The following is a 21,404-nucleotide window of genomic DNA, read 5'->3' as shown; positions in this document are numbered from 1 at the left end:
GTTGGTCATTCGCGATGGCGATATCGTGGGCCGACTTCGGCCATTCGTTCACGTCGACTTAGTCCCGCTTTCGATCGCTTGAGTTGGGCATCTTAACGTCATGGTGTTCGGGGACGGCCTTACCGATCGCGACCAGCTTCGTTCGCTAGGCTGCTTCCAGCTCGCGCAGGCTGCGTCCGCGCGTTTCGCGCCCGGCACGTGCAATCAGCGCCGCCGACAGGCCCATTGGAACGATCAGCGCGACGGCGGCACCGCCCAAGGTCGGGATCATGCCTGCGAACGCTGCGAGCTGGACCGCAACGCCGCCGAATTTGTTGCTCGCCGCAATCAAGCCGGTGGCGCGTCCGCGCACGCCCATACTGTAGTTCTCCGCCGCATAGGGGAGCAGCACCGCGATCAGCCCATTGGTGCCTACCACCAGCAGCGCGATCACAGCCACCAGCAGCGGCGGCCACGCCAGGGTCTGCGCAGGAAGAAGCGCGCCGACCAGCCCAGCCAACGTCAGTAGCACGGTGCCGATCAGCGTGCGCTTACTGCTCCACCGGCTGTACAGCACAGCCGCGATCACGATCGTGGGAAGCGCGACGAGTGCGGAACTGGCGATGATGCCGCTGGCAATCTCGGCGCTGAAGCCGCGATCCTGCAGGTCAGTCGGCAGCCAAAGCAGCAGGCCAAAATTAACGAAGCTCCAGGACAGCGCGGTGATCACCAGTGCGGCGGTCAGCTCGCGCGGATAGGCGGCTGCCGGTGCCGTATCCGTCGGCGCTGCTACGGGCGGGCGTCGGACGATCCCAAACCGCCGGGTCATGGCGGCGAGCTCCGCGTGCATGCCGCGTTGGAGCAGAAATCGTGGCGATTCTGGGATCCACCGCGCCATGGCGAGCAGCAGCAACCCGGTTGGAAAGCCCTGCAGCCATAGGCTGCGCCAGCCGAACAAGGGTTCAAACAGGTGCGCCGCGCCACTCGCCGCAAGATAGCCACCGACCAGTCCCGTTCCGCCGACCAACACCAGCACCCAGCTGCGATGCCGCGGCGGCATGACTTCGGCGAGCAGCGTGTACACGACGGGCAACATGCCGCCTGCCGAGCACCCCATCAGGAAGCACATGACGAGGTTCCAGTCGTAGGACGGCATCGCGCCGCAGATGGAGGTCGAGACGAACAGGATGGTCGACAGCAGGATCGACACGCGCCGCCCATAGATGTCTGCCAGCCAGCCCCACAGGAACGATCCGACCGTTGTGCCAGTCAATGCCACAAACGGCAGCAGTGCGGCCGTTGACTTGGCCATGCCGTATTCCCCGCGCATACCTGGCAGCACGAAGCCGAGCGTCGCCGGCTTCATCGTGTCGATGATCAGGCCCAGCGTCAGCACCACCAGAACGGCGGCATGCGAGCGCGTCAGCGGCGTATCGTCGGGCGCCTCAAACGTCGTGCCGACGCTCGCATCGTCAATGGAGCGATGCTTGGGGAGTGCGCCGATGATCGCGGCCGGTACGCCTACTCCGATCAGCCCCATGCCCAAGTACATCCAGCCGTCCATCGGCATGCCCGACAGGTGGTTGCCCATCGCATGCGCCATGGCGAGCATCGGAAGGTGCAGCAGCACGCCCGCGCTGATCGCAAAGCACCCCGCCCAGAACAGTGGCCACCGTTCGCCGACCATCGACACGCGGCTGCTTGCTATCAGAACCATCGCCGTCCCTCGAATACCCTGAGGAAATCCGTAGTACGCTAGGTTGAAACGAGGCAATCGCACGTCGTCGCACCGGATGGATGTTGTCGCGCATCACTGCACCGCGCGTTCGTGGCCGCGATCGGGGCTAAGCAGACGCCAGCTTGGCGTCAACGAAGACCCACATCAGGTCATTCGCCGGCATTAGGTCGCTACCCACAAGCGGACCTTCATTCATCTGGGTTCCAATGGGTCTCAAACAGGCTCCGAAGGCTGCTTATATATTTCTGGGTCACTCCCGGCGGCGTTCAACTGCTCGGCTTTCTGCTTCAGATCGTCTAGGACCCGAGACAGATTGATCCGGATGGCGAGCCGGGCCAGCGGCTCCCAATAAAGCACCGGCTCGATGCGCATGACGTGGCGGGCCTCGATGTCCAGCCGGGTGCCTCCCCTTGGCAGTGGAGTCAGCGTGAAGCGCGTCGTGCCGGTATCGAAGTAACCCTGCACGTGCGGCGAGTGCACACGACGATAGGGGCTCGTCTCTTCCATGGCGGGCGGCTGCGTCAGTACGGCGAAGGCGAGCCGGCGGCCGGGCACCCACTCCGTTACGCGCTCGCGCGCGATGCCGGTCGAGAACTCGCCCAGGCGGACGGCGCCGACACCCTCCCCGAGCAGCCGGCCGCGCACTGGATAGGCAAGGCCCGCCGCACCCACCAGACCGGGACCGCCGGTAATGGCGCCGCCGTCGGTAAGCGCCGCCCATACCGCAGCGTTCGATGCCGCGACGTCGACCGACGCGCGGCTGGCGATCGGCAGCACCGGCGGCACGGCCGCCTCCAGCGCGAACAGGGCGGGCAGCAGCGCCAAGCTTGCTAGCGGTCGGCCACCGCCGTGCGCCGCGCGAGCTACCGCACGCCCGGCAGCGCCTCCCACTACGGCTGCGACCGCGCCGAGGGGCGCCGCCAGCAATATGCAGATCAGACCCTCCAGCGCGAAAGCCAAGAGCGCGACCGTGCCCAGCGCCGCGGCGGCTAGCACCAGCCGGGCGGTGGAGCCCCAGCTCAGCAGCAGGCGACGGTTGACCAGGTAGCCGGTGGTCACGCCGACCAGGAACGGCGTGAACACGAAGAGGCTCCAGCCGTAGCTGCCCAGCGTTAGCGCCGACACCAGCACAGCCGCCACGATCAGCGCGACGCCCGCGAGCAAGCCCTGGATCACGTGGGCGACGTCTGCGCCCGGCGCGAGTTCGGGACCGGCCTGCGTCCGTCTGGCGAAGCGGGGCAGCAGCGTGAGCACCGCAACAGCCAACATCTGCACGGCCGGGATAACCGTGGCCGCCGCCATTGCGTATCCCGCGCCTGACCAATTGGCCCGTCGGAACGACAGCAGCGCCAACGCTCCCGCCGACGTCAAGGAGACAGCGAACGCCAGCGCGGCGTGACCGGCCGGCAGGTCCGGGCTCGTCGCCAACCGCCTTAGCGGCAGCAGCCAGAAGCCGGCGTCCGGCAAGAGAGAGTTGCCCTTCGTCGCGAGCAGCAGGAAGACAGTGGCGTGCTGCACAAGCAGCAACACCGGGGCGAGCATCGCGTAAGCGACCGGGCGCGTCATGCCGGCGAAGGATAGCAATCGGCTCATCGGCTTAGACCCTGACTGCTGCAGCGTCGGAGGCAACGGGTCCGGCCTCGTGCCTGTGCTCGGGGCGCCACCCTGGTCAGTACGCCCTCGCGCGCCAGATGCTCGGGCAGCGCGATGTTCCAGACGAGCCTCGCCCGTTCCAGGAGCAGGAGGAAGGCATAGCCCCAGTCGCTCTGGCCCGGATAGGGGCCGATGCGCGCCGATCCTGGGAAAGCATGGTGATTGTTGTGCCAAGCCTCGCCCATGGTGGGAATCGCCGCCCAGGGCACATCGTGCGCCTGCACACCCGCATCAGTTACCAGCCAGCTCTGCGGCCCCGTCCGGTGTGCAAGATGCCCAACGAACCAGTGACCTGTAACCGACAGGCAGACGCGCACGCACACGCCCCATACCACCCAGCCCCACCCCCCCGCCGCGAACAGCAGCGCCGCCACCGGCAACTGCTGCGCCATCCACGTCGCTTCCAGGAAACGGTAAAACGGATCGCGCCCTGCCCTGCCAAGGTCAAACGCGGGCGGACGCGCCAGTTCGAGCCGGCAGTGCATCTGCCACCATGCGTCGCCAAGCGGCGGGCGGCGGTGCGCTAGATAGTCGTGGCAGTCGCTGCGCCGCTGTGCCCAGTCGCGCAGGTCATGAGTGCGGATCATCCACAATGGCCCGCTCATACCCAAAAGCGTACCGCCCAGACCAGCATGCGTTCCAGCCACAACGGGCAGTCGAAACTGCGGTGGATCAGCCGGCGGTGAAAACCGACACTATGTCCCAGCAGCAGGGTGGAACCGGTCCGCACTAGGCACACTGCCAGCGCCCCCCAGCTGAACAGCGCCGGCGCCACCAGCAGCGACGCCGCCAGCAGCGACGCCGCCAGCATGGTGCCGTTCCATAGCGATTGCACCGGGTCCCATCGTACGACGCCTTCCACTGGACTGCTTTCGGGCAGCTCCACCAGCGAGTTCACATGGCAGCGATCAGGGTCCGGCATCATGTCAGCCTTCAAGCGTTTAACTCACGGCTTAAATGATCTGTGACAAGCCACCCCTTGTCAAGTGGTTAGCTTATCCCTTAATTACCTTTTCATGCAGAAAGTGTTTGAAGCTCTGGCGTCCACTCCCCGCCGCAAAATCTTGGCCTATCTCGCGCGCACGGAACTGAGCGCGGGCGAGATCGCGTCGCGGTTTGAGATGTCCAAGCCCGCCGTGTCGCAGCACCTGTCAGTGCTGGAGAACGCTGGACTGGTGGCTAGCGAAAAGCGCGGGCAGTTCGTTTTCTACCGTTTGGTCGCCGCCAACCTCGCCAACACGCTTAACGCCTATGTTCAGGAGGTCTGCCCCGTATCGCGGCCACTCAAAGCGGAGAGTGCGGACTTGGCGCGCAAGCAGACGGCCTCCGACAGCGCATAGGCTAGAAGGCTGGCGGCAGAGACCCACTTGCGGTCATTCGCGATGGCGGCAAGGTGGGCCGACTTGGCCATTTGTTCACGTCGACTTTGTGCCGCTTTCGATCGCTTGAGTTGGGCAAACTGCCGATGTCACAGGCGCGTTCAATGACGCACATCCGGCCATGCAGCACGACGTAAGGGCTCGCGTCTGTCGCAAGTCCAGTCGGGGTGCCGATGAACGATCCGCGGTGTCGGGCATTTTGAGCCAACCACCACGTCCCAGCTCGGAGCAGTCAGCGATGAAGACCAGCGGTAACACGATCCTGATGACTGGCGGAGGCACTGGCATTGGTGAAGCGCTGGCCCACCGCTTCCACGATCGTGGCGATACCGTCATCATCGCCGGCCGCCGCCCGGAAGCGTTGCAACAAGCGGCAGCCGGGCGCGGTCGCATCCACACCGTGACCCTTGACGTCGAGGACACAGCGGCAGTCGACGCGTTCGCCAAAAAGGTCGTGGCAGACTTCCCGTCGCTGAATGTGCTATTCAACAACGCCGGCATCATGAAGTTTGAGGACCTGACGACGCGGCGTGATCTAGCAGATGCCGAGGCGACGCTGGCAATCAACATCCTCGGCCCGATCCGGCTGACGAATGCGCTGATCGACCACCTGACCGGTCAGCCTGATGCAGCGATCGTAACCGTCACTTCGGGTCTTGCTTATGTGCCGCTGGTGGCCGCGCCGACCTACTCGGCGACCAAGGCAGCAATCCACTCCTATACCGTCTCGCTACGAACCCAACTGGCGGGCAAAGTCGAGGTCATCGAGCTGGCGCCGCCTGGCGTGCAGACTGATCTCACACCGGGGCAGGCGAACCGTCCCGGCTACATGCCACTTGATGCCTTCGCCGACGCCGTTGTCGCCCAGTTCTCCCTGCAACCGACCCCGCGCGAGATCCTCGTCGACGAGGTGCAGTTTTTACGCCAAGCCGAGCGCGAGGGCAGGTTCGACGAGACGTTGAAGACCTTGACGGAGCGCGCCGCCAAGCAGCGTGAGGCAGGCGGCAAATAACCTGGGTTGCCGGTCGTCGGCTCGCATCGGCTCAATCTCCGACGCTCAACGACGCATTGCTTCATGCTAGAATCGGAAGCACGTTCATCTCACGCTGACGGCGCTCTCTCAGGCAATTGATGCAGCGTCTGGAGAGTCATGGGTTGGCAGTTGGCGAACGCTGGCGGGCCGAGCTAAGCGAGCCCTTCTTGGACGCGAGGTGGGAATGACGCACCGCATTTACGGCACGAGCTTCAACGGACTGTACCCCGCCTATGTGGCGAAGGCGGAGAGGAAGGGTCGCACCAAGGCGGAAGTCGATGCGATCGTCTGCTGGCTGACCGGGCATACGCAGCAATCATTGGACGCCGCGCTTGCGACATCGATGACGGTCGCCGACTTCTTCGGACAAGCGCCAGAGATGAATGCTTCGCGCAACCTGGTGACAGGCGTGGTGTGTGGCGTCAGGGTCGAAGCGGTCGAGGAACCACTGATGCGAGAGATTCGGCGGCTCGATAAGATGATCGATGAACTTGCCAAAGGCCGGGCCATGGACAAGATCCTACGCGGTTAGTGACCGCAAAGTGCTGCCCCCTCCGAGCAACTCGGAGGCGATCACGACCCAGAAGCGGACGTCAGGTGCGCTCGGTCTTCATCTCAGCTTCAGACGGTCGTTCATACTCGTACGCAGCTCTCAGCGCCAGCCACAGTCTTCGACGGAAAAACGGATCCGGAGATCGAATGACGGGCACGACGGTCGTGCGGCCGACTGGATGAATACAGCGGTGGGGTGCTGTCGGTGCAACGCGGATCGCTCTATCCGCGATGCTCATTGGGCTTTGCGACGGCGATCTGGTTACCGGCGGGGTGGGTAGCGCGTGATCGTCAGAGCACCTGTAGGCCAGCCTCCGCCCCTACGTACTTCCCCGCAAGGGCGAAGACTTCGTCGAGCTGCCTGGGAGCTTCTAAGCAACCGCGCACTCATCATAGAGGAGGATCTTGAAGCAATGCCCCTCTATTGCGACATGGCGGCGAGATCTTGGGCGGATGCGGCGTTACGACGATCATCGACGGTCCATGCGATACTTTAACAAGCCCTGTGCCTGAATAGTCGATAGCATTGGAGTAGTCGGAGCGGCAGTGAGGATAAATTTTCCGACGCTGGGCAGTCTCCCTTGCTTTCTCAGCGCTCGACGTTTGTTCATCCTATTCTCAGGAATATTACCACAAAACATTTCGGGCCCGCAGACGATATAGGAGCTTTACCTCTTTTAAGTGGCCTGATGAGCGGTGCCGCACGTTTTAATAGCCGCGTCGTGGCTAGTCACCGCGCAACCACAGAAGACTATGTCAGCGCGTTCAAAACATTTCACCTCTCCGACGCGGCCTTCGAAACCACCGGCTGAAAATCATTTCGGTTATGGATCATTTTTGAATTGCGGTTCGTTATCCGTTTTAGCGTTCAACCGCCGTCGATGGTCCGCCTCATTTGCCGATCGGTGCGCAAACAAACACACCGTCCGGCTCGTACGGGCCTTTCACTGTAGGAAGACGGATTGATGCGGATAGCGATGGTTGCACACCTGAAGCATGCCATCAGCGAACCGTTCCCGGGTGGGCTTGAAATGCATACCCACCGCCTGGCCAAGTCGCTGCGTGGCAGGGGACATGCGGTAACCGTATTCGCTTCGACGCGATCCGATCCGACGATCGGGCTTGAGGCGATATGCGACGAAACGACGTTGAACGCCGCTGGCCTCGCCGAGGCATCCGATGTCATGTTCTTCCGCGAACACCACGCATATCTGGGGCTGATGTCTAATCTACGCCGCAGCACGTTCGACATCGTCCACAACAATTCGCTGCACTATCTGCCGGTCGCGATGGCGGACACGTTGCCGATGCCGATGGTAACGGCGCTTCACACCCCGCCGTTCTGCTGGTTGGAGAGCGGCATCCGGCTATGCCGCGCTAAGAGCACTCGGTTCGTCGCGGTGTCCCAGACGATTCGTGAACTCTGGTCACCAATCGTTCCCATCGACCGTGTGGTCGGCAATGGCATCGATCTAGGCAAGTTTTCGTATCGCGCCAAAGCCGACGCTGAGCCCTACCTCATCTGGTATGGCCGCATCGTGCCCGAAAAGGGCGCGCATCTGGCCATTGCCGCCGCGCGACTGGTAGGTTTGCCGCTTCGCATCGCGGGTCCGATATCAAACCCGGCCTATTTCGCGGCCGAGATCGAGCCTCACCTCGACGATAACATTCGGCACATCGGGCATCTCGATCATGAGAGCCTGTCGCGGCAGATCGCGGGTGCACGAGCGTTCCTGTGCACGCCCTGCTGGGATGAACCTTTCGGTCTGGTCGTCGCCGAGGCGCTGTCGTGCGGCACGCCGGTGGCGGCATTCGCCCGGGGTGAGATACCCAATCTGGTCGATGCCGATAGCGGCGCGTTGGCGACGCCGGGAGATGTCGTATCGCTCGCCGATGCCGCCCGACGGGCGATGGCCCTCGACCGGGCGACTTGCCGTGCGCGAGCCGAAGCGATCTGCGATGCAGGCGCCATGATTGACGGATACGAAGCCTTGTACAACGAGCTGGTCGCGCCCCGCTCTCTCGCGTTGCAGGCCGAAAACGATAGCGGTCCTTCTGCCCTGAGCCTTGTCGACAACTCATGAACAAGGCGGTGTGCATCTGCGTACCTGCACGCAACGAAGCGGCGCGTCTGCCGATCCTGCTCGGTGCGCTTGCAGCACAAACCTACACCGGAACCATCCATGTCGCACTGTGCATCAACAACAGCGATGACGAGAGCGCATCGATTGCGGCGGATCTGGCCACGCATCGCGGCTCAAGGCTCAACGTGCGGATCGACGGATGCGTGCTAGCGCCTGACGAGGCGCATGTGGGAACGGCAAGGCGGCGCGCCATGCACGTCGGTTCGGACATCGTCGGCGATCGCGGCGTGCTGATCTCGACCGATGCTGATTGCCGGCCGCCAGATGGTTGGATCGCGGCCAACCTGGCGGCAATGGACGCGGGTGCGGACGTGGTCGGCGGACGAATCGTGCTGGATAACCTTGAGCCAGTCTCGATGGCCGTGATGTCGGTCGTCACCCAGTTCGATCGTTATTGGGCAATGGTGCGCGAGATCGAGGATGCGATCGATCCGGTGCCGCACGATCCGTCGCCCCGCCATGGCGATCACACCGGTGCCAGCCTGGCGATCGGCGCCGATATGTATCATGCGATAGGTGGCGTGCCGGCAATCCCGTGCGGTGAGGATCGCGCGCTGGTGACCGCCGCGGTCGCGGCGGGTGCGCGGCTCGTGCACCCGCTGCCGGTTTGGACCCGTGTCTCCGCGCGGACCGAAGGGCGCGCTGCCGGTGGGATGGCCACGTCCATGGCCGAGCTTGCCGACACGATCAACGATGGTGGAGCGCCGCGGGTGGCGGCATTGGAACACTGGGCGCGCCGAGCGGCCTGGCGGCGCGAGGAACGTCGGCAAAAGGGCATATCGGCAATGCTGGCCCATGAAAGTCGTTTGCCACCGATGCCGAAGGACATGGCGCTTTGGGACGTTGTGCGATGACTCGGCCGATCGGTTATTATGTTCATCACCACGGCGTCGGCCATCGCGCCCGCGCTCTGGCTATTTCCGATGAAGGGAATGGCAGGGTCACGATGCTTGGTACGGGTCTGGCAGGGAAAACGGGATCACACCCCTTTGTCGATTTGCCGGATGACCGCATCGATACCGCGTTCAATAACGGGGATGGCGAGGTAAACCGCCCGGCCGCGCTCCATTACGCGCCGATAGATCATGATAACATCCGCCGCCGGGTTGCCGCGATCAGTGCGTGGATAGCCGAGGCGCGACCCGCGCTGATGGTTGTCGATGTGTCATGCGAAGTCGCAATGCTTGCACGGCTCGCTTCGGTGCCCATCGTCTATGTGCGGCTTGGAGGAAGGCGGGACGATGCTCCGCATGTCGAGGCCTTCAACGCTGCGATCTCCATCGTCGCACCGTTCGCATCGCCACTCGACGATCCGGCGATGCTGGGATGGGTCAGCGACAAGACCACCTACATATCGGGGCTGAGCCCACGTCCGCCATCGGTCACGGTGGCGACCGACACGGTGCTGGTCGTTCTGGGCGGCGGGGGCTCGTCCACTGACGCTGCTTTTTGGGGGCGCGCGGCGCGTGTCGTCCCCGATCGCAAATGGGTCGTCATCGGCCCGTGTGAGCAAGCGACTGATCTTCCGATCAACTTGTTGATCCTTGGGTGGGTCGGCGATGCGGCGGCATGGATCGCGCGCGCAGGCGTCGTGATCGGAGGTGCTGGAAATGGCGTGATCGGTATCGTGCTGGCAGCGCGTCGGCCGTTCGTGTGCGTTCCGGAAGACCGCCCGTTCGGCGAGCAGCACTCGAACGCGCGCGGCCTGGCTGCAGCCGGTGCAGCGGTGGTGTGCGAGGATGCTGCCGCTGCGGACTGGCCCATGTTGATTGCGGCCGCCGAACGCCTGAACCCTGCCGCGGCAGCAGCGCTGGATACGCCCGACGGGGCGGCGCGCGCGATGGCACATCTGATTGCGCTTGCGGACCGAGAGTGAACATGACCGACCTACCAAAGGTTTTGGACGACCCGCTCGTCGGCGAGTTGGCACGGCTTGGGGTCGGCTATGACGACGCGCCTGGCTACCCGGTCGATAGTATTGCGGTCCTGGCGCGTTCGGGACTCCTTCGACGTTTCGCGCCGGTCGCGTCTGGCGGCGACAAGTTCGGCGATCCGGTAGAGCGTCATTATGCAATGCTTGATGCGCTACGCCGCGTCGGCCGCGGTGATCTCAGCGTTGGGAGGCTCTTCGAAGGGCACGTTAACGCGCTAGCTTTGTTCGACTGGTATGCGACGGCTGACCAGAATGCGTGGCTGCGCGAGCTACTCGATCAGGATGCGGTATTCGGCGTTTGGGCGACGCAACCGGCACCCGGCGTGACGTTGATTGAAGATGACGACGGTGCGCGGCTGCAAGGTGCCAAAAGCTTCGCAAGCGGTGCTGGCGGCATCGACTTCGCGATCGTTACCGTCCGTCCCGCAGATGGAACACGACGTCTCGCGATCGTCGCCGCAAATGAAACTGAACGAACGGATGCGAGCGGCTGGCGGGTTCGAGGGATGCGCGCGAGCATGAGCGGGACGTATGATCTGACCGGATATCGGATCGATGACCCCGCGCTGCTCGGCGCCCCGGGCGATTACGACCGCGAACCGCGGTTCACGGCCGGTGCTTGGCGGTTCACGGCGGTGCAGCTTGGCGGGATCGAGGCGCTCCTGGCAGAAACGCGAGCCATGCTGTCAGATGCCGCTCGCGCCGATGCACTGTCGCGCGCAGCGTTGGGTCACGCAATTGTGGCGACACGAACGGCTTGGCTATGGGTGCGCGAGGCCGCTCTGCGTGCCGGTCGCGAAGATGCCGACGCAGCGGCTTTTGTGCGGATAACCCGCGGCGTGGTGGAACGCGCGGCGCTCGACGTGATGGAGCATGCGGCCCGGCTGGTCGGCACCCGCAGCGCCTTCACTGAGCAACGTGTCGACAAGATCACTCGCGATCTCAGTCTGTACTTGCGTCAAGCCGGCCCCGATCAAGTTCGCGATACCGCAGTTCGCGACTGGATTGAGCATGATTGCTGGGGCGAGGATCCGCTGTGGTGATCGCGCCGCTGCTGCTGACGAGCCGCTATGCGCGTGCACGATGGTTGGTGCTGGCGCCCCATGCCGACGATGAAACGCTAGGCGCCGGCGCTCTCATCTCCGAAACCGCCGCGGCGGATCGCTTGGCGGGATTGGTGTATCTAACCGACGGCGCAGCGTCGCATCGCGCTGGCGGGCCGTGGCTTGCGCGGGTTCGAGAACGCGAGGCAAGGCTTGCGGCACGTCGCTTGGGATACAGCGGACGGCCTGAGTTCCTAAAATGGGCCGACGCGCATCCGCACGACCCCGAAAGCGCGGCATGGCGGTCGACCGTTCGCCGGCTTGCCATGCTCATCCGTACCCTCCGCATTGATGCAGTCGCCGTCACCGGGGCCCAGGAGCCGCATTGCGACCATGCCGCATTTCATGCACTCGCCACGGCGGCCATCTACTCGGCCTGCCGGTCCGTCGCGCTGTTCGAGTACCGCGTATGGAGTGATCCAGCACTGGCGGCCGCAAGGCGAACCTTCCGTACTCGTGCAATGTCTTCAGGAATACGTCGTCACGCATTGATGGCCCACCGAAGCCAGACGAGCGCTGTATATGGTAAGGGGTTCCGCCTTGCTCCTGCTGCACGGCGGATGCCGGCCTTCGATGTCCTGCATTTGAACGAGGTGCGCCATGTCGTCCGGGAATAGCCTCGACGCCAATTACTTCGATGGCATTTTTGCTGGTAACGATGATCCGTGGTCGCTTGCTAGCAGCGATTATGAGGCGGCCAAATTCGCGCATACCGTGCGCATGCTGGACGATCGCCGCTATGTTTCTGCGCTCGAGATTGGGTGCGCGCACGGCGTGCTCACGCAGAAGCTTGCCCCGCTTTGCACGCGCTTGTTGGCGATAGACATTGCGCAAGGTGCCATCGACGCCGCGCGCAAGCGATGCGCCAAGCTGCTTCAGGTACGCTTTGATCGGCTAGCGTTTCCACGCGAAGCACCGGCGGTCGGCGGGCTCGACTTGGTCGTATTGTCCGAGGTCGCCTACTACTGGAGCGACCATGATCTGTCGGCGGCAGGAGATTGGCTGAGCCAGAACATTGCACCTGGTGGCCGGATCCTACTGGTGCACTACATCGGCGAAACCGACTATCCGCAGACCGGCGACGAAGCGACGACGAAGCTGCGTGAGATACTGGGAAGTGCGGTAGCCGTTGTCCACGCCGACCGCGCCGAGCGATATCGGCTCGATATGTGGACGCGCCGGTGACTGGGCTAAGCGTGCTGACGATCGTCCGCAACCGGACCGCGCATTTCGTCAATTTGGTCGAGGGACTGCGGCGTTCGTCGCTGCAACCAACCGAGCTTGTCGTTGTCGACATGAGCGATGAGCCGATCGCTGCGCCGTCAACGACGTTCCCGGTGAAGATACTGCGCCTGCCGACCACCGGCCTGCCCCTCGCCATGGCGCGCAATCGCGCTGCCGGTGCCGCGACGAGCAAGCGACTGCTTTTCCTAGACGTGGATTGCATCCCGTTGCGCGAATGCCTCGCTACGCTAAACGCTGCGCTTGACTCTAATGATGCCCTGCTCTGCGCCGACGTTCGGTATCTGGGCCCTGGTGATGCCGGTAACGATTGGACTGACGTTGAGTTGTTGCAAGCAGGCAGGTCGCATCCGGCACGTCCGTTTCCAACTAACGGCGTTCGACGCGAGCGCAACGCCGGACTGTTCTGGTCACTGACCTTTGCCATGCATCGGGCGCGCTTTGCATCGCTGGGCGGCTTCGACGAGCGTTTCAGCGGCTATGGCGCTGAAGATACCGACTTCGGTTTTCGCGCTGATGCGGCGGGCGTTCCGCTACTGTTCGTTGGCGGAGCGATCGCCTGCCACCAACATCACCCCGTCTACAATCCACCGCTGCAGCACTTCAACGATATCATCAGAAATGCGCAGCTGTTTAAGACGATTTGGAGCGTCTGGCCGATGGAAGGTTGGCTGGAAGCTTTTCAAGCTATTGGCCTTATAGCCTTTGAAGATGACCGTCTTATAGTGCTTCGGTCGCCCGACCCAGCAGAGATCGTCAAAGCGCAAGTTGTCCAGAACACCTTGTTACCTATTGCAAACCCGCTTCCGTCGAAGCTGCAAAGCTGCGGAGTTGTAAGCGCTATTGCGAGCACTGGTTGATGTACCACAAAGAGGCTTTTGCTAAGCTCATTCAAAATGCTGACGGACGGACGCGGAAGGGCGCTAGGTCGCCAATCACCTGGATAATTCGTTCGTCTACTAATCACAACAGATTCGACCCATTTCAGACGTTCAGACCTTCCTGCCCGTTACCCAGTTTCGGGCATTTGTTCATTGCGCGTCTGCCACGGGACGGTCGCCGAGGAACTCGCTGCTAACCCGCGTTTCCAATGCTAATTCGTGCAGGATCTCAACCGCGGGCCCCTTCTACCGCTCGGCGATGGCGCGTTCGGTGCCGCGCTCTGCTGCGTCGGTGTGCAGTAGCCGCTTCGGGCGCATGATCTCCACGCCGACGTAGTCGCTGTCGATCCTCCCATTGGGCCTGAACGTCGCCATCCAGGCCACGATTGTGGAAAGGTGGAGGACCTGTGACCTGCTGGCGCAACAAGGAACCACTCTGATAAACGCGTTGAGCGCGCGTTTGCTAGAGTGTGGCAGAATTACCAGCAGCGGGCTTGCGGGTATAACTGCGCTGGTGAGGCTCCTCCACAGGAGGCACAGAAGAAGATGTCGGCACACGCAACCTCAGCCTGAAAACGACAATTGCGCTACACACCGATGATTGGAACCGCTCAGCTCGCCAGCCGCAGCGCAGACGCATCCTTTGCAAAGCGAAACATGCCCCGGCCGCTTCGTTTCGCTTCATAAAGCGCAACATCTGCACGGGCCATTAAATCATCCAACTCCACAGATGTCTCGGAAAGCACGATGCCGATCGATGCACCGACCCGTACTGCCTCAGGGCCAAGGGCAAAGGGCTCGGACACGCACGCCGTTAACCGTCGCGCCATCTCTGTCACTTCGCTCTGGTGCCGGACCCTAGAAAGGATCACGATAAACTCGTCGCCCCCAATTCGGAACGCATCCTCACCAGGGCCGAGGCAGGCACATAATCGGGCGGCGACTTGGCTCAACAGCGCGTCCCCAAGCTGATGCCCGTGCAGGTCATTCACCGGCTTGAATCCGTCAAGATCGAGATAGAGCAGGGCCATTGGTCGCACTGGGCCGAAACAACGTGTCAAAATGTTCGCGCAGAGCCAAACGATTGTTCAGCCCGGTGAGCGGATCACGACGCGCAAACTGCATCAGGTCTCGCTGCGACACCAACTGATCAAGCGTCGTCTCGTACAGATGCCTAGTCAGCTGCACCGATGCAACGAATAGCACGATCGCGATTGTGGCCAACGCGAGCAAGGTGAAGGTAGGATCAAGTCGCGTCCCGTGGTCGAGGAACGACATCAATCCTATGATTGTCGGGACCAGCGCCAGCATAATGCTCGGCAGGCACACCAACGGCCGTATCGCCGTCCGCAAAATCAAGGAGAAGACGTAGCAGCACAGCCCACACACGACGAGCAGCGTCAGCGCCGGATCGCGGTAGGACAACACGTGCAGGTTGGTGATGCCTAGGAGAAGGCTGGTGATGCAACTGCCCAAGCCATAGCCGAGCTCCCGGCGACGCGCTGACAACAGATCGCGCGGATGCGAGCCGCCGGTTTGTCGCATACGTTGCATCAAGATCAGGCGAGCAGCCGACACGAGGGCGATCATTAGGAGGAGAACTGCCGGTACCAAATCGCGGTTGAGCGCCGCTTGCGCACCTGTTCCGCAGGCGATCGCACCCACCAGCCCAATCCCGCCGCCACCGCTCAGCAGTTTAGAGGTCAGTTCAACCTCAATTGCCGCCGGCGCTGGTGGAAAAAGCCGTCGAAGAAGGCTCAACGTGCCGTCCTTGTTTGGGCTTGATGAAGCAACGATCCTAAGGTCTGCGCCATTGAGATTTCATTAAGCTTGCTCCGTGCGCTTCGGAGCAGAAGCCGAACAACAGCCAGACAATAAGACCCAATCCTAGCCATTGACGACGCGATCGACACATCCCGTAAGATGACACCCGCCAGCGCGTCCAACAAATCCGTCAGTCGCTCCGGTTGCCGCGATGCCGTGATTGAGATCGGCTTGGCCGGAACCAGGCTGCCTGCGTAGCCAAGGCGGCGGATGAACAATCCTACGCCCTTGCCGGTGCGCGTTCGACGAACGTGACGGGATCGTCATCTCCAGGCTGTTTGGGCGTGACAAAGCGCGCTAGCTTTGGCCGGATGCGCATCTCGAAGCGATCGATAAGCTCATATACCGCCGGGACGAGCACCAGCGAGAGGACGGTCGAGCTCAGCAGCCCCCCGATCACCGCAACTGCCATTGGTTGGCGAAAGGTTGCCCCTTCGCCGATGCCGATCGCCGTCGGCAGCATGCCCGCGCCCATCGCGATCGTCGTCATCACGATCGGCCGCGCCCGCTCCTTGCAGGCATTAACGATGGCATCGCGCTGTGCCTGGCCGGCGCGTTCATCCTCGATCGCGAACTCGACCAGCAAGATCGAATTCTTCGCCGCCAAGCCAAGCAACATGAGCAATCCAATAAGCACCGGCATCGTGATCGCCAGCCCGGCAAGCTTCAAGGCGACAAACGCGCCAATGATCGTGAGCGGCAGTGCCGACAGGATCGTGACCGGCTTGAAGAAGCTACGAAACAGCAGGACCAGGACAAAATAGATCAGGAATACGCCCGACGCCATTGCACCGATGATATTGCCGAACAACTCGTTCATAGCTTCGGTGTCGCCGGTGGGGGCTTCCCGCACGCCGGACGGCAAATTCTGCATGATCGGCAGTTTCATGATTTCTTCGCGCGCTTCGCCCAGCGTAACGTCGTTCAGATCACCTTTAACCGACAGCCGTTGTTCGCGATCATATCGAATGATCTCGCCGGGCCCGGCTTCGAAAGAAATGTCAGCGATCGACGACAGCGTCGTGGTTTTCCCGTCCAGTGTCGGAATACGTAGGCTGGCGATCGACGTCAGGTCTTCGCGCGCGGTCCGCGGCAGCCTCACGCGTATCGGTATCTGCCGCTCACCTTCGGAGAATTTCGCAGTGTTCGCGTCGATGTCACCGATCGTTGCCACGCGGACGGCCTGCGCTATCGCCTGCGAGGAAACATTGAGGCGCGACGCAGCCTCGGAAATCGGCCGGATCACCAGCTGGGGCGCCGATGGCGGCGGCGACGGTCGCGGTTCAAGCACTTCCTTGACGGTGCGCATTTGTCCCAGCAATTTGCTCTGCGCCTGCTGAAGCGTTTCCGGGTCTGATCCTGCAAGCACGATCTCGACGCCGGCGGACCCGAAACCGCCCTGGTTGGTAATGCGAACATCAGGAATGGTCCGCAGCATGGCTGTGATCGACCGCTGGAACGCGTCGGTGGTTTTGGACCGGTCATCCTTGAGCACCACGGTCAACGTGCCCGAACTAACCCCCGACGACCCGCCGCTGCCGCCCATGCCGCCGCTGCTGATCGAGCCGACCTGCGCGAACACGGTTTCGACATCCGCCCGGGCAAGAAGCTTGTGGGTAGCGTGCCGAACCGCCTCGTCCATGTCGGCGGTCGTGGCGCCCTGCGGCCCTTCGACTTCGAGATAGAAATAGCCTGGGTCCGAGGTCGGCTGGAATCCGGTCGGCATCGTCGAGGCAAGTGCAAGCGATGCAAAGAGCGCAACCGTGCCGAGCAGGATCGTCAGCCAGGGATGCTTGAGCGCACCATCGAGTGCGCTGGCATAGAAACGCGGCAGCGGCCGGTGAGGCACCTCATGTTTTAGCGGACGCAGAAAATAGGCTGCCATCAACGGCGTCACGAAGCGGGCAATGAGCAGCGAGAACAAGACCGCAACCGAGACGGTTACGCCGAACTCTTTGAAAAACTGCCCCGCCTGCCCGCTCATGAACGATACCGGCGTGAAGACCACGACGATTGCCATCGTGGTCGCGATCACCGCCAGGCCGATCGCATCAGCACCGATCAGCGATGCGCGGTAGGGGCTCTCACCCCGCTCGATACGCTTTTCGATATTCTCGATCTCGACGATCGCGTCATCGACGAGAATGCCGATGACCAGCGTCAGGCCTAATAGCGTAATGATGTTGAGGCTGAACCCGAACGCCAGCATCGCCGCGAAGGTCGGGACGAGCGACAGCGGCATCGCCACCGCGGCGATGAGCGTCGCCCGCCAGTTGCGCAGGAACAGAAACACCGCCAGCGCGGCCAGCACCATGCCTTCGATCAGGACATGGACGGTGGCCGAATAGCTCTCGCGCGTTTCCTTCACCGTCGACACGATCTTGCGTATCTCGATGTCGGTTCGCCTGGAGTCCAGCTGCTGCACGGCTTCGTCGATCGCACGCTCGACCGAGACATCGCTCGAATTGGTGGTCTTGCTGACTTGGAAGGCCACCGCAGGCCGGCCGTCCAGCCGCGCGAACCCGCGCTTCTCGCTCCTGCCATCAGAAATGGTGGCGACGTCGCCCAGCCGGACATAGCGGTTCGACACCGGTATGGTGACGTCGTTAAGTGCGGCCACCGTCGTCGCCGAGCCCAGCACGCGAATCGTTTGTTCGCGCGTGCCAATATCGGCGCGGCCGCCGGTATCGTCGCGGTTGAGATTAGCCAAAGCCGTGTTGATGTCGGCCGCCGTCAAACTCCAGGCACTGAGCCGATCGGCATCGAGCGTGACGTTGATCTCACGGTCGACCCCGCCGACCCGCGTGACCTGCGCGACACCGCCGACCGCCTGGACGGAGCGCGCGATCGTGTCGTCGACAAGCCACGACAAATCCACATCGGACATGCCTGGCGCGCTGACCGCATAGGTCAGGATCGGCGCGCTCGACTGGTCCACCCGGCTGGTGCTGGGGGCATCGATGCCTTGTGGAAGGTTAGCCCGGGTCGTTTCGACTGCGGTCCGGACATCGTCGGTGGCCTTTTGCATTTCGCTGCCAAGCTCGAATTCGGCGGTCGTCACCGACGAGCCGAGGGTAACCGTCGAACTGACATGGCGCAGGCCGGCGATGCCAGTCAGCGCATCCTCGATCGGGCGCGTGATCTGGGTCTCGACCTCCGAAGCCGCGGCACCGTTCTGAGTGACCGTGACCTGGACGCTGGGAAAATCGATGTTCGGGAACTGCTTGACGACCAGCGACCGATAGCTCGCAATACCCGCGAGTGTCAGCGCGATCACCATCAACACCACCGGAATGGGATTGCGGATGGCCCAGCTGGACAAATACATCAGCGAAGCTCCTGCGCACTGGCAGCAACCGGCTTGACCTGATCGCCCTCCAGAACGAAGCTCTGGCCGCGCAGAAGTACCCGAGTACCCGCTGCCGGTCCTTTGATCAGTTCGGCAAAGCCGCCGCCTCGGCGCCCTACCTTCACCGACACTTCGCGCACCCTGTTGCCTTGGCCGATGGTCGTGACGGTCGCGCCATCGGCGCCGAAGCGTATCGCCGCCTCGGGTACCGCGGTCACCTTCGCGCTGTCAGCCTGCAGGATCGCCTTGGCGAAGCCGCCGGCGCGTATGTTGCTTTGCGCCGGCAGCGTGATGCGCACCCGGCCTAACCGGGTTTGCGCATCGATTTCGGAGGCAATCAGCCGTACCCGGCCCGTCACTTCGGCACCATCGGCCAGCGTTACTTGGGCAGCCTGGTCCAGACGTATCAGGGTGATGCTCTGCTCGGGGATCTCGGCGTTCAATTCGACCTGCCCGTTGCGCGCAATCCGGAACAGCGTGGTCTGGGGCGAGGAAACATCACCGGGCCGCGCGGTCCGCTCGAGGATGCGCCCAGCGACCGGTGCGCGGATAATCATCAATCGCTCGCGCACGCGCTTGTCGGTCAGCATGGCTTGCGCCTGTGCCAATTGTGCCTGGGCGGTGCGGGCGCCCAGCCGCCGCTCCTGAATGGCTTCGGCCGACAGCACGCCACTGTCGTCGAGGCTGGCTACTCGCTGCGATTGCGCTTGCGCCTGCTCGGCGCTCACGCGGGCCTGCGTTACCGCGGCCTGCTGCTGCGCGATCTCGGATCGCAACAGTGTGTCGTCAAGGACGGCCAGCGGCTGACCGGCGGTAACCCAATCACCTTGGTCCACCATCACCCGCTCGACCTGATAGCCCGAAAGCTGCGGCGCTACCGCTGCTTCCTCTCGCGCGGCCAGTTGGCCCGAAGCGGCGATGCCGCTTTCGATCGCCCGGCTATCGATGGTTACGAATTTGACGGTTCGGGGCGTGGCAGCTTCTTTGCCGACGTCGGTCGATTGCTGCGAACAGCCCGCCAGCGCGGCCGTACAAAGCAGCACGGCGCCGATACAGCTGGTACGTGGCAGGCGTTTCATTGGGACCCCTTGGAAGCATTGAGAGCCGTGGTCGTGGCGTCGCCGGCGGTCCAACCGCCCCCGAGCGCGCGATAGACGTTCACCGCGTCGGTAAGTGTCGTGGACTGAAGCTGGGAAAGCAGCGTCGTCGCGCTGCGCCAACTGCGCTCGGCGGTAAGAAGCGTCGTGAGATCGGTGATCCCCGCGCGGTAACCCGTCCGCTGGGCATTGAAAGCATAGCGGGCGCGCTCCTCGGCAACCGCAAGCTGTTGCAGGCGAGCCCGGTCGGCCGTGTAGGTGGTGATCGTGTTTTCGGCTTCGCCATAAGCAGTCTGCACCGCCTTCTCGTAGGCAATTACCGCCTGCTCGCCTCGCGCCCGCTCGGCGCGAATTTCGGCCAACAGCCGGGGGCGATCCAGGATCGGCATCAGGAAATTGGCGCCGATCGACCACAGGCCGGAAGAATAGGCATTGTCGCCAGTAATCTTTGTCTGGGTCGCGCTTGGGCTTAGCGTGAAGCTGGGGAACAGCGCCAGCTGATCCAGCTTCAGATTGCCCATCGCCGAGCGCACGCGCGCCTCGGCTTCGCGAACATCGGGGCGTCGCATCAGCAATTCGCCGGGGGTTGTCTGGGGGACCGCCGGGGGCGTGCCGAGCCGGGCTTCGATCTGCAGTTGCTCGACAGGATCGGTGCCGCGGCCCAGCAAAACCAGCAACGTGCGCTTCGAAACCGTCAGCTGGGCTTCCAGCGCCTGCCGGCTGGCAATCGCGGTGGCCAGATCGGAATCGAGCGTTGCGGAATCGACCGGGGCGCCGATGCCGACCGCAACCCGCTTGCGACCGATATCGGCAAGCTCGCGCGTGACACGTTCGGTTTCCCTGGCCTGTTCGAGCTGAACCGCTAACCCGCGTGCCTCGAAGAGCCCGCCGGCGACATTGGTCGCCAAGCTTTGGCGCGAGGCTTCATAGGTGAAGCGCGCGACCGCCAGATCGGCGTCGGCGCTCGACCGCAGCGCCGAGCGCCGCCCGAAAAGCCCCAGTTCCCAGCTCGGGCTGAAGCCGCCGCTATAGGTCGTCGTCTGCCCCGCCCCGGTGAGCGCGCCGACGAGACTAGTGCCATCGGAATCGTCGCCGGTGCCGGTGTTCAGGCCGGAGATCGTGCTTCGCTGATAAGTCACAGACCCGCTGAGGCCACCTTGTGGATCATATTGCGCCATCGCCTGTCGGCGGTTCGCTCGCGCTTCGTCCAATACGGCGATCGCGGACCGCGCGTCGGGCGCGCTGGCCAGCGCCTGCTCGATCATCACCGCCAGCTGGTGGTCGTCGAACAACACCCACCACCGATCGAGCGCTGACGCGTCGAGCGTATCCGCCTGGACCTGGAACGCTGGCGGCAGCTGAATGTCGGCGCGCCGCAGCGGGGTTCCGCATGCCGCGAGCAGGCTCGCCCCCGCCAAGATGGTCCAATGTCTTAGATCAGGCCTCGCTCCCGACGCTCGGACGCCCGCGTGACGATAGATGTTGATGCTCATTCGA

Annotated in this window: 20 protein-coding genes; 10 read left to right on the top strand and 10 right to left on the bottom strand. The window is 63.1% G+C overall.

The genetic code is table 11. The features are described 5' to 3' along the window. Positions 1-145: 145 nt before the first annotated feature. The 4 genes from LLW23_RS13620 to LLW23_RS13605 form a co-directional block, all read right to left on the bottom strand. Positions 146-1,696, bottom strand: a complete 1,551-nt coding sequence (locus tag LLW23_RS13620; RefSeq protein ID WP_228946040.1) for an MFS transporter — start codon at positions 1,694-1,696, stop codon at positions 146-148. A 234-nt stretch (positions 1,697-1,930) separates the two neighbouring features. Beyond that, positions 1,931-3,310, bottom strand: a complete 1,380-nt coding sequence (locus LLW23_RS13615) for an SRPBCC family protein (protein WP_228946039.1) — start codon at positions 3,308-3,310, stop codon at positions 1,931-1,933. Continuing rightward, a complete protein-coding gene (locus tag LLW23_RS13610) occupies positions 3,307-3,957 on the bottom strand; it encodes a hypothetical protein (protein ID WP_228946038.1) in 651 nt (216 codons plus the stop codon). The genes LLW23_RS13615 and LLW23_RS13610 overlap by 4 nt, the downstream gene beginning before the upstream one ends. 14 nt (positions 3,958-3,971) lie before the next feature. Beyond that, positions 3,972-4,307 (bottom strand): hypothetical protein, encoded by a 336-nt coding sequence (locus tag LLW23_RS13605; protein WP_228946037.1) that lies wholly within the window; start codon positions 4,305-4,307, stop codon positions 3,972-3,974. 79 nt (positions 4,308-4,386) lie between these two features. Here LLW23_RS13605 and LLW23_RS13600 point away from each other — a divergent pair, with 79 nt between their 5' ends. From LLW23_RS13600 to LLW23_RS13555, 10 genes are all read left to right on the top strand, one after another. Beyond that, positions 4,387-4,710, top strand: a complete 324-nt coding sequence (locus LLW23_RS13600) for a metalloregulator ArsR/SmtB family transcription factor (RefSeq protein WP_228946036.1) — start codon at positions 4,387-4,389, stop codon at positions 4,708-4,710. A 277-nt stretch (positions 4,711-4,987) separates the two neighbouring features. Beyond that, positions 4,988-5,761: an SDR family oxidoreductase gene (locus tag LLW23_RS13595; protein WP_228946035.1), complete on the top strand. Its 774-nt coding sequence runs from the start codon at positions 4,988-4,990 to the stop codon at positions 5,759-5,761. Positions 5,762-5,966: 205 nt separating this feature from the next. Further along, the gene (locus LLW23_RS13590) at positions 5,967-6,314 is read left to right on the top strand and encodes a DUF2200 domain-containing protein (protein WP_228946034.1); all 348 of its coding nucleotides are present in this window, start codon (positions 5,967-5,969) and stop codon (positions 6,312-6,314) included. A 985-nt stretch (positions 6,315-7,299) separates the two neighbouring features. Further along, entirely contained in the window at positions 7,300-8,418 is a 1,119-nt protein-coding gene (locus LLW23_RS13585; RefSeq protein ID WP_228948588.1) for a glycosyltransferase, read from the top strand. Continuing rightward, positions 8,415-9,332, top strand: coding sequence for a glycosyltransferase (locus LLW23_RS13580; RefSeq protein WP_228946033.1), 918 nt, complete (start codon positions 8,415-8,417; stop codon positions 9,330-9,332). The genes LLW23_RS13585 and LLW23_RS13580 overlap by 4 nt, the downstream gene beginning before the upstream one ends. Before the next feature lie 326 nt (positions 9,333-9,658). Then, positions 9,659-10,354: a glycosyltransferase gene (locus LLW23_RS13575; protein ID WP_228946032.1), complete on the top strand. Its 696-nt coding sequence runs from the start codon at positions 9,659-9,661 to the stop codon at positions 10,352-10,354. 2 nt (positions 10,355-10,356) lie between these two features. Then, positions 10,357-11,454, top strand: coding sequence for an acyl-CoA dehydrogenase family protein (locus tag LLW23_RS13570; protein ID WP_228946031.1), 1,098 nt, complete (start codon positions 10,357-10,359; stop codon positions 11,452-11,454). Beyond that, the gene (locus LLW23_RS13565; protein WP_228946030.1) at positions 11,451-12,131 is read left to right on the top strand and encodes a PIG-L deacetylase family protein; all 681 of its coding nucleotides are present in this window, start codon (positions 11,451-11,453) and stop codon (positions 12,129-12,131) included. The genes LLW23_RS13570 and LLW23_RS13565 overlap by 4 nt, the downstream gene beginning before the upstream one ends. Continuing rightward, positions 12,115-12,699, top strand: a complete 585-nt coding sequence (locus LLW23_RS13560) for an SAM-dependent methyltransferase (RefSeq protein WP_228946029.1) — start codon at positions 12,115-12,117, stop codon at positions 12,697-12,699. Before LLW23_RS13565 ends, LLW23_RS13560 begins: the two co-directional genes overlap by 17 nt. Positions 12,700-12,710: 11 nt before the next feature. Next, positions 12,711-13,616 carry a glycosyltransferase family 2 protein gene (locus LLW23_RS13555; protein ID WP_228946028.1) on the top strand — a complete coding sequence of 302 codons (906 nt, stop codon included), beginning with the start codon at positions 12,711-12,713 and terminating at the stop codon, positions 13,614-13,616. A gap of 267 nt (positions 13,617-13,883) precedes the next feature. Here the strand turns inward: LLW23_RS13555 and LLW23_RS17555 are convergent, their stop codons facing one another. From LLW23_RS17555 to LLW23_RS13530, 6 genes are all read right to left on the bottom strand, one after another. Beyond that, positions 13,884-14,012: a hypothetical protein gene (locus tag LLW23_RS17555; protein ID WP_270049238.1), complete on the bottom strand. Its 129-nt coding sequence runs from the start codon at positions 14,010-14,012 to the stop codon at positions 13,884-13,886. Between the two features lie 236 nt (positions 14,013-14,248). Next, positions 14,249-14,668 carry a diguanylate cyclase domain-containing protein gene (locus tag LLW23_RS13550; protein ID WP_228946027.1) on the bottom strand — a complete coding sequence of 140 codons (420 nt, stop codon included), beginning with the start codon at positions 14,666-14,668 and terminating at the stop codon, positions 14,249-14,251. Continuing rightward, positions 14,643-15,398, bottom strand: coding sequence for a GGDEF domain-containing protein (locus tag LLW23_RS13545; protein WP_228946026.1), 756 nt, complete (start codon positions 15,396-15,398; stop codon positions 14,643-14,645). The genes LLW23_RS13550 and LLW23_RS13545 overlap by 26 nt, the downstream gene beginning before the upstream one ends. A gap of 283 nt (positions 15,399-15,681) precedes the next feature. Beyond that, the gene (locus tag LLW23_RS13540) at positions 15,682-18,789 is read right to left on the bottom strand and encodes an efflux RND transporter permease subunit (protein ID WP_228946025.1); all 3,108 of its coding nucleotides are present in this window, start codon (positions 18,787-18,789) and stop codon (positions 15,682-15,684) included. Further along, positions 18,789-19,889, bottom strand: coding sequence for an efflux RND transporter periplasmic adaptor subunit (locus LLW23_RS13535; RefSeq protein ID WP_228946024.1), 1,101 nt, complete (start codon positions 19,887-19,889; stop codon positions 18,789-18,791). Before LLW23_RS13535 ends, LLW23_RS13540 begins: the two co-directional genes overlap by 1 nt. Then, positions 19,886-21,325, bottom strand: coding sequence for an efflux transporter outer membrane subunit (locus tag LLW23_RS13530; protein WP_228946023.1), 1,440 nt, complete (start codon positions 21,323-21,325; stop codon positions 19,886-19,888). Before LLW23_RS13530 ends, LLW23_RS13535 begins: the two co-directional genes overlap by 4 nt. Between the last annotated feature and the right edge of the window lie 79 nt (positions 21,326-21,404).

The sequence above is a fragment of the Sphingomonas radiodurans genome, assembly GCF_020866845.1.
Classification (GTDB): Bacteria; Pseudomonadota; Alphaproteobacteria; order Sphingomonadales; family Sphingomonadaceae; genus Sphingomonas; species Sphingomonas radiodurans.
The sequence above is the reverse complement of the archived record's forward strand: the minus strand, read 5'-3'. Positions and strand labels throughout refer to the sequence as shown.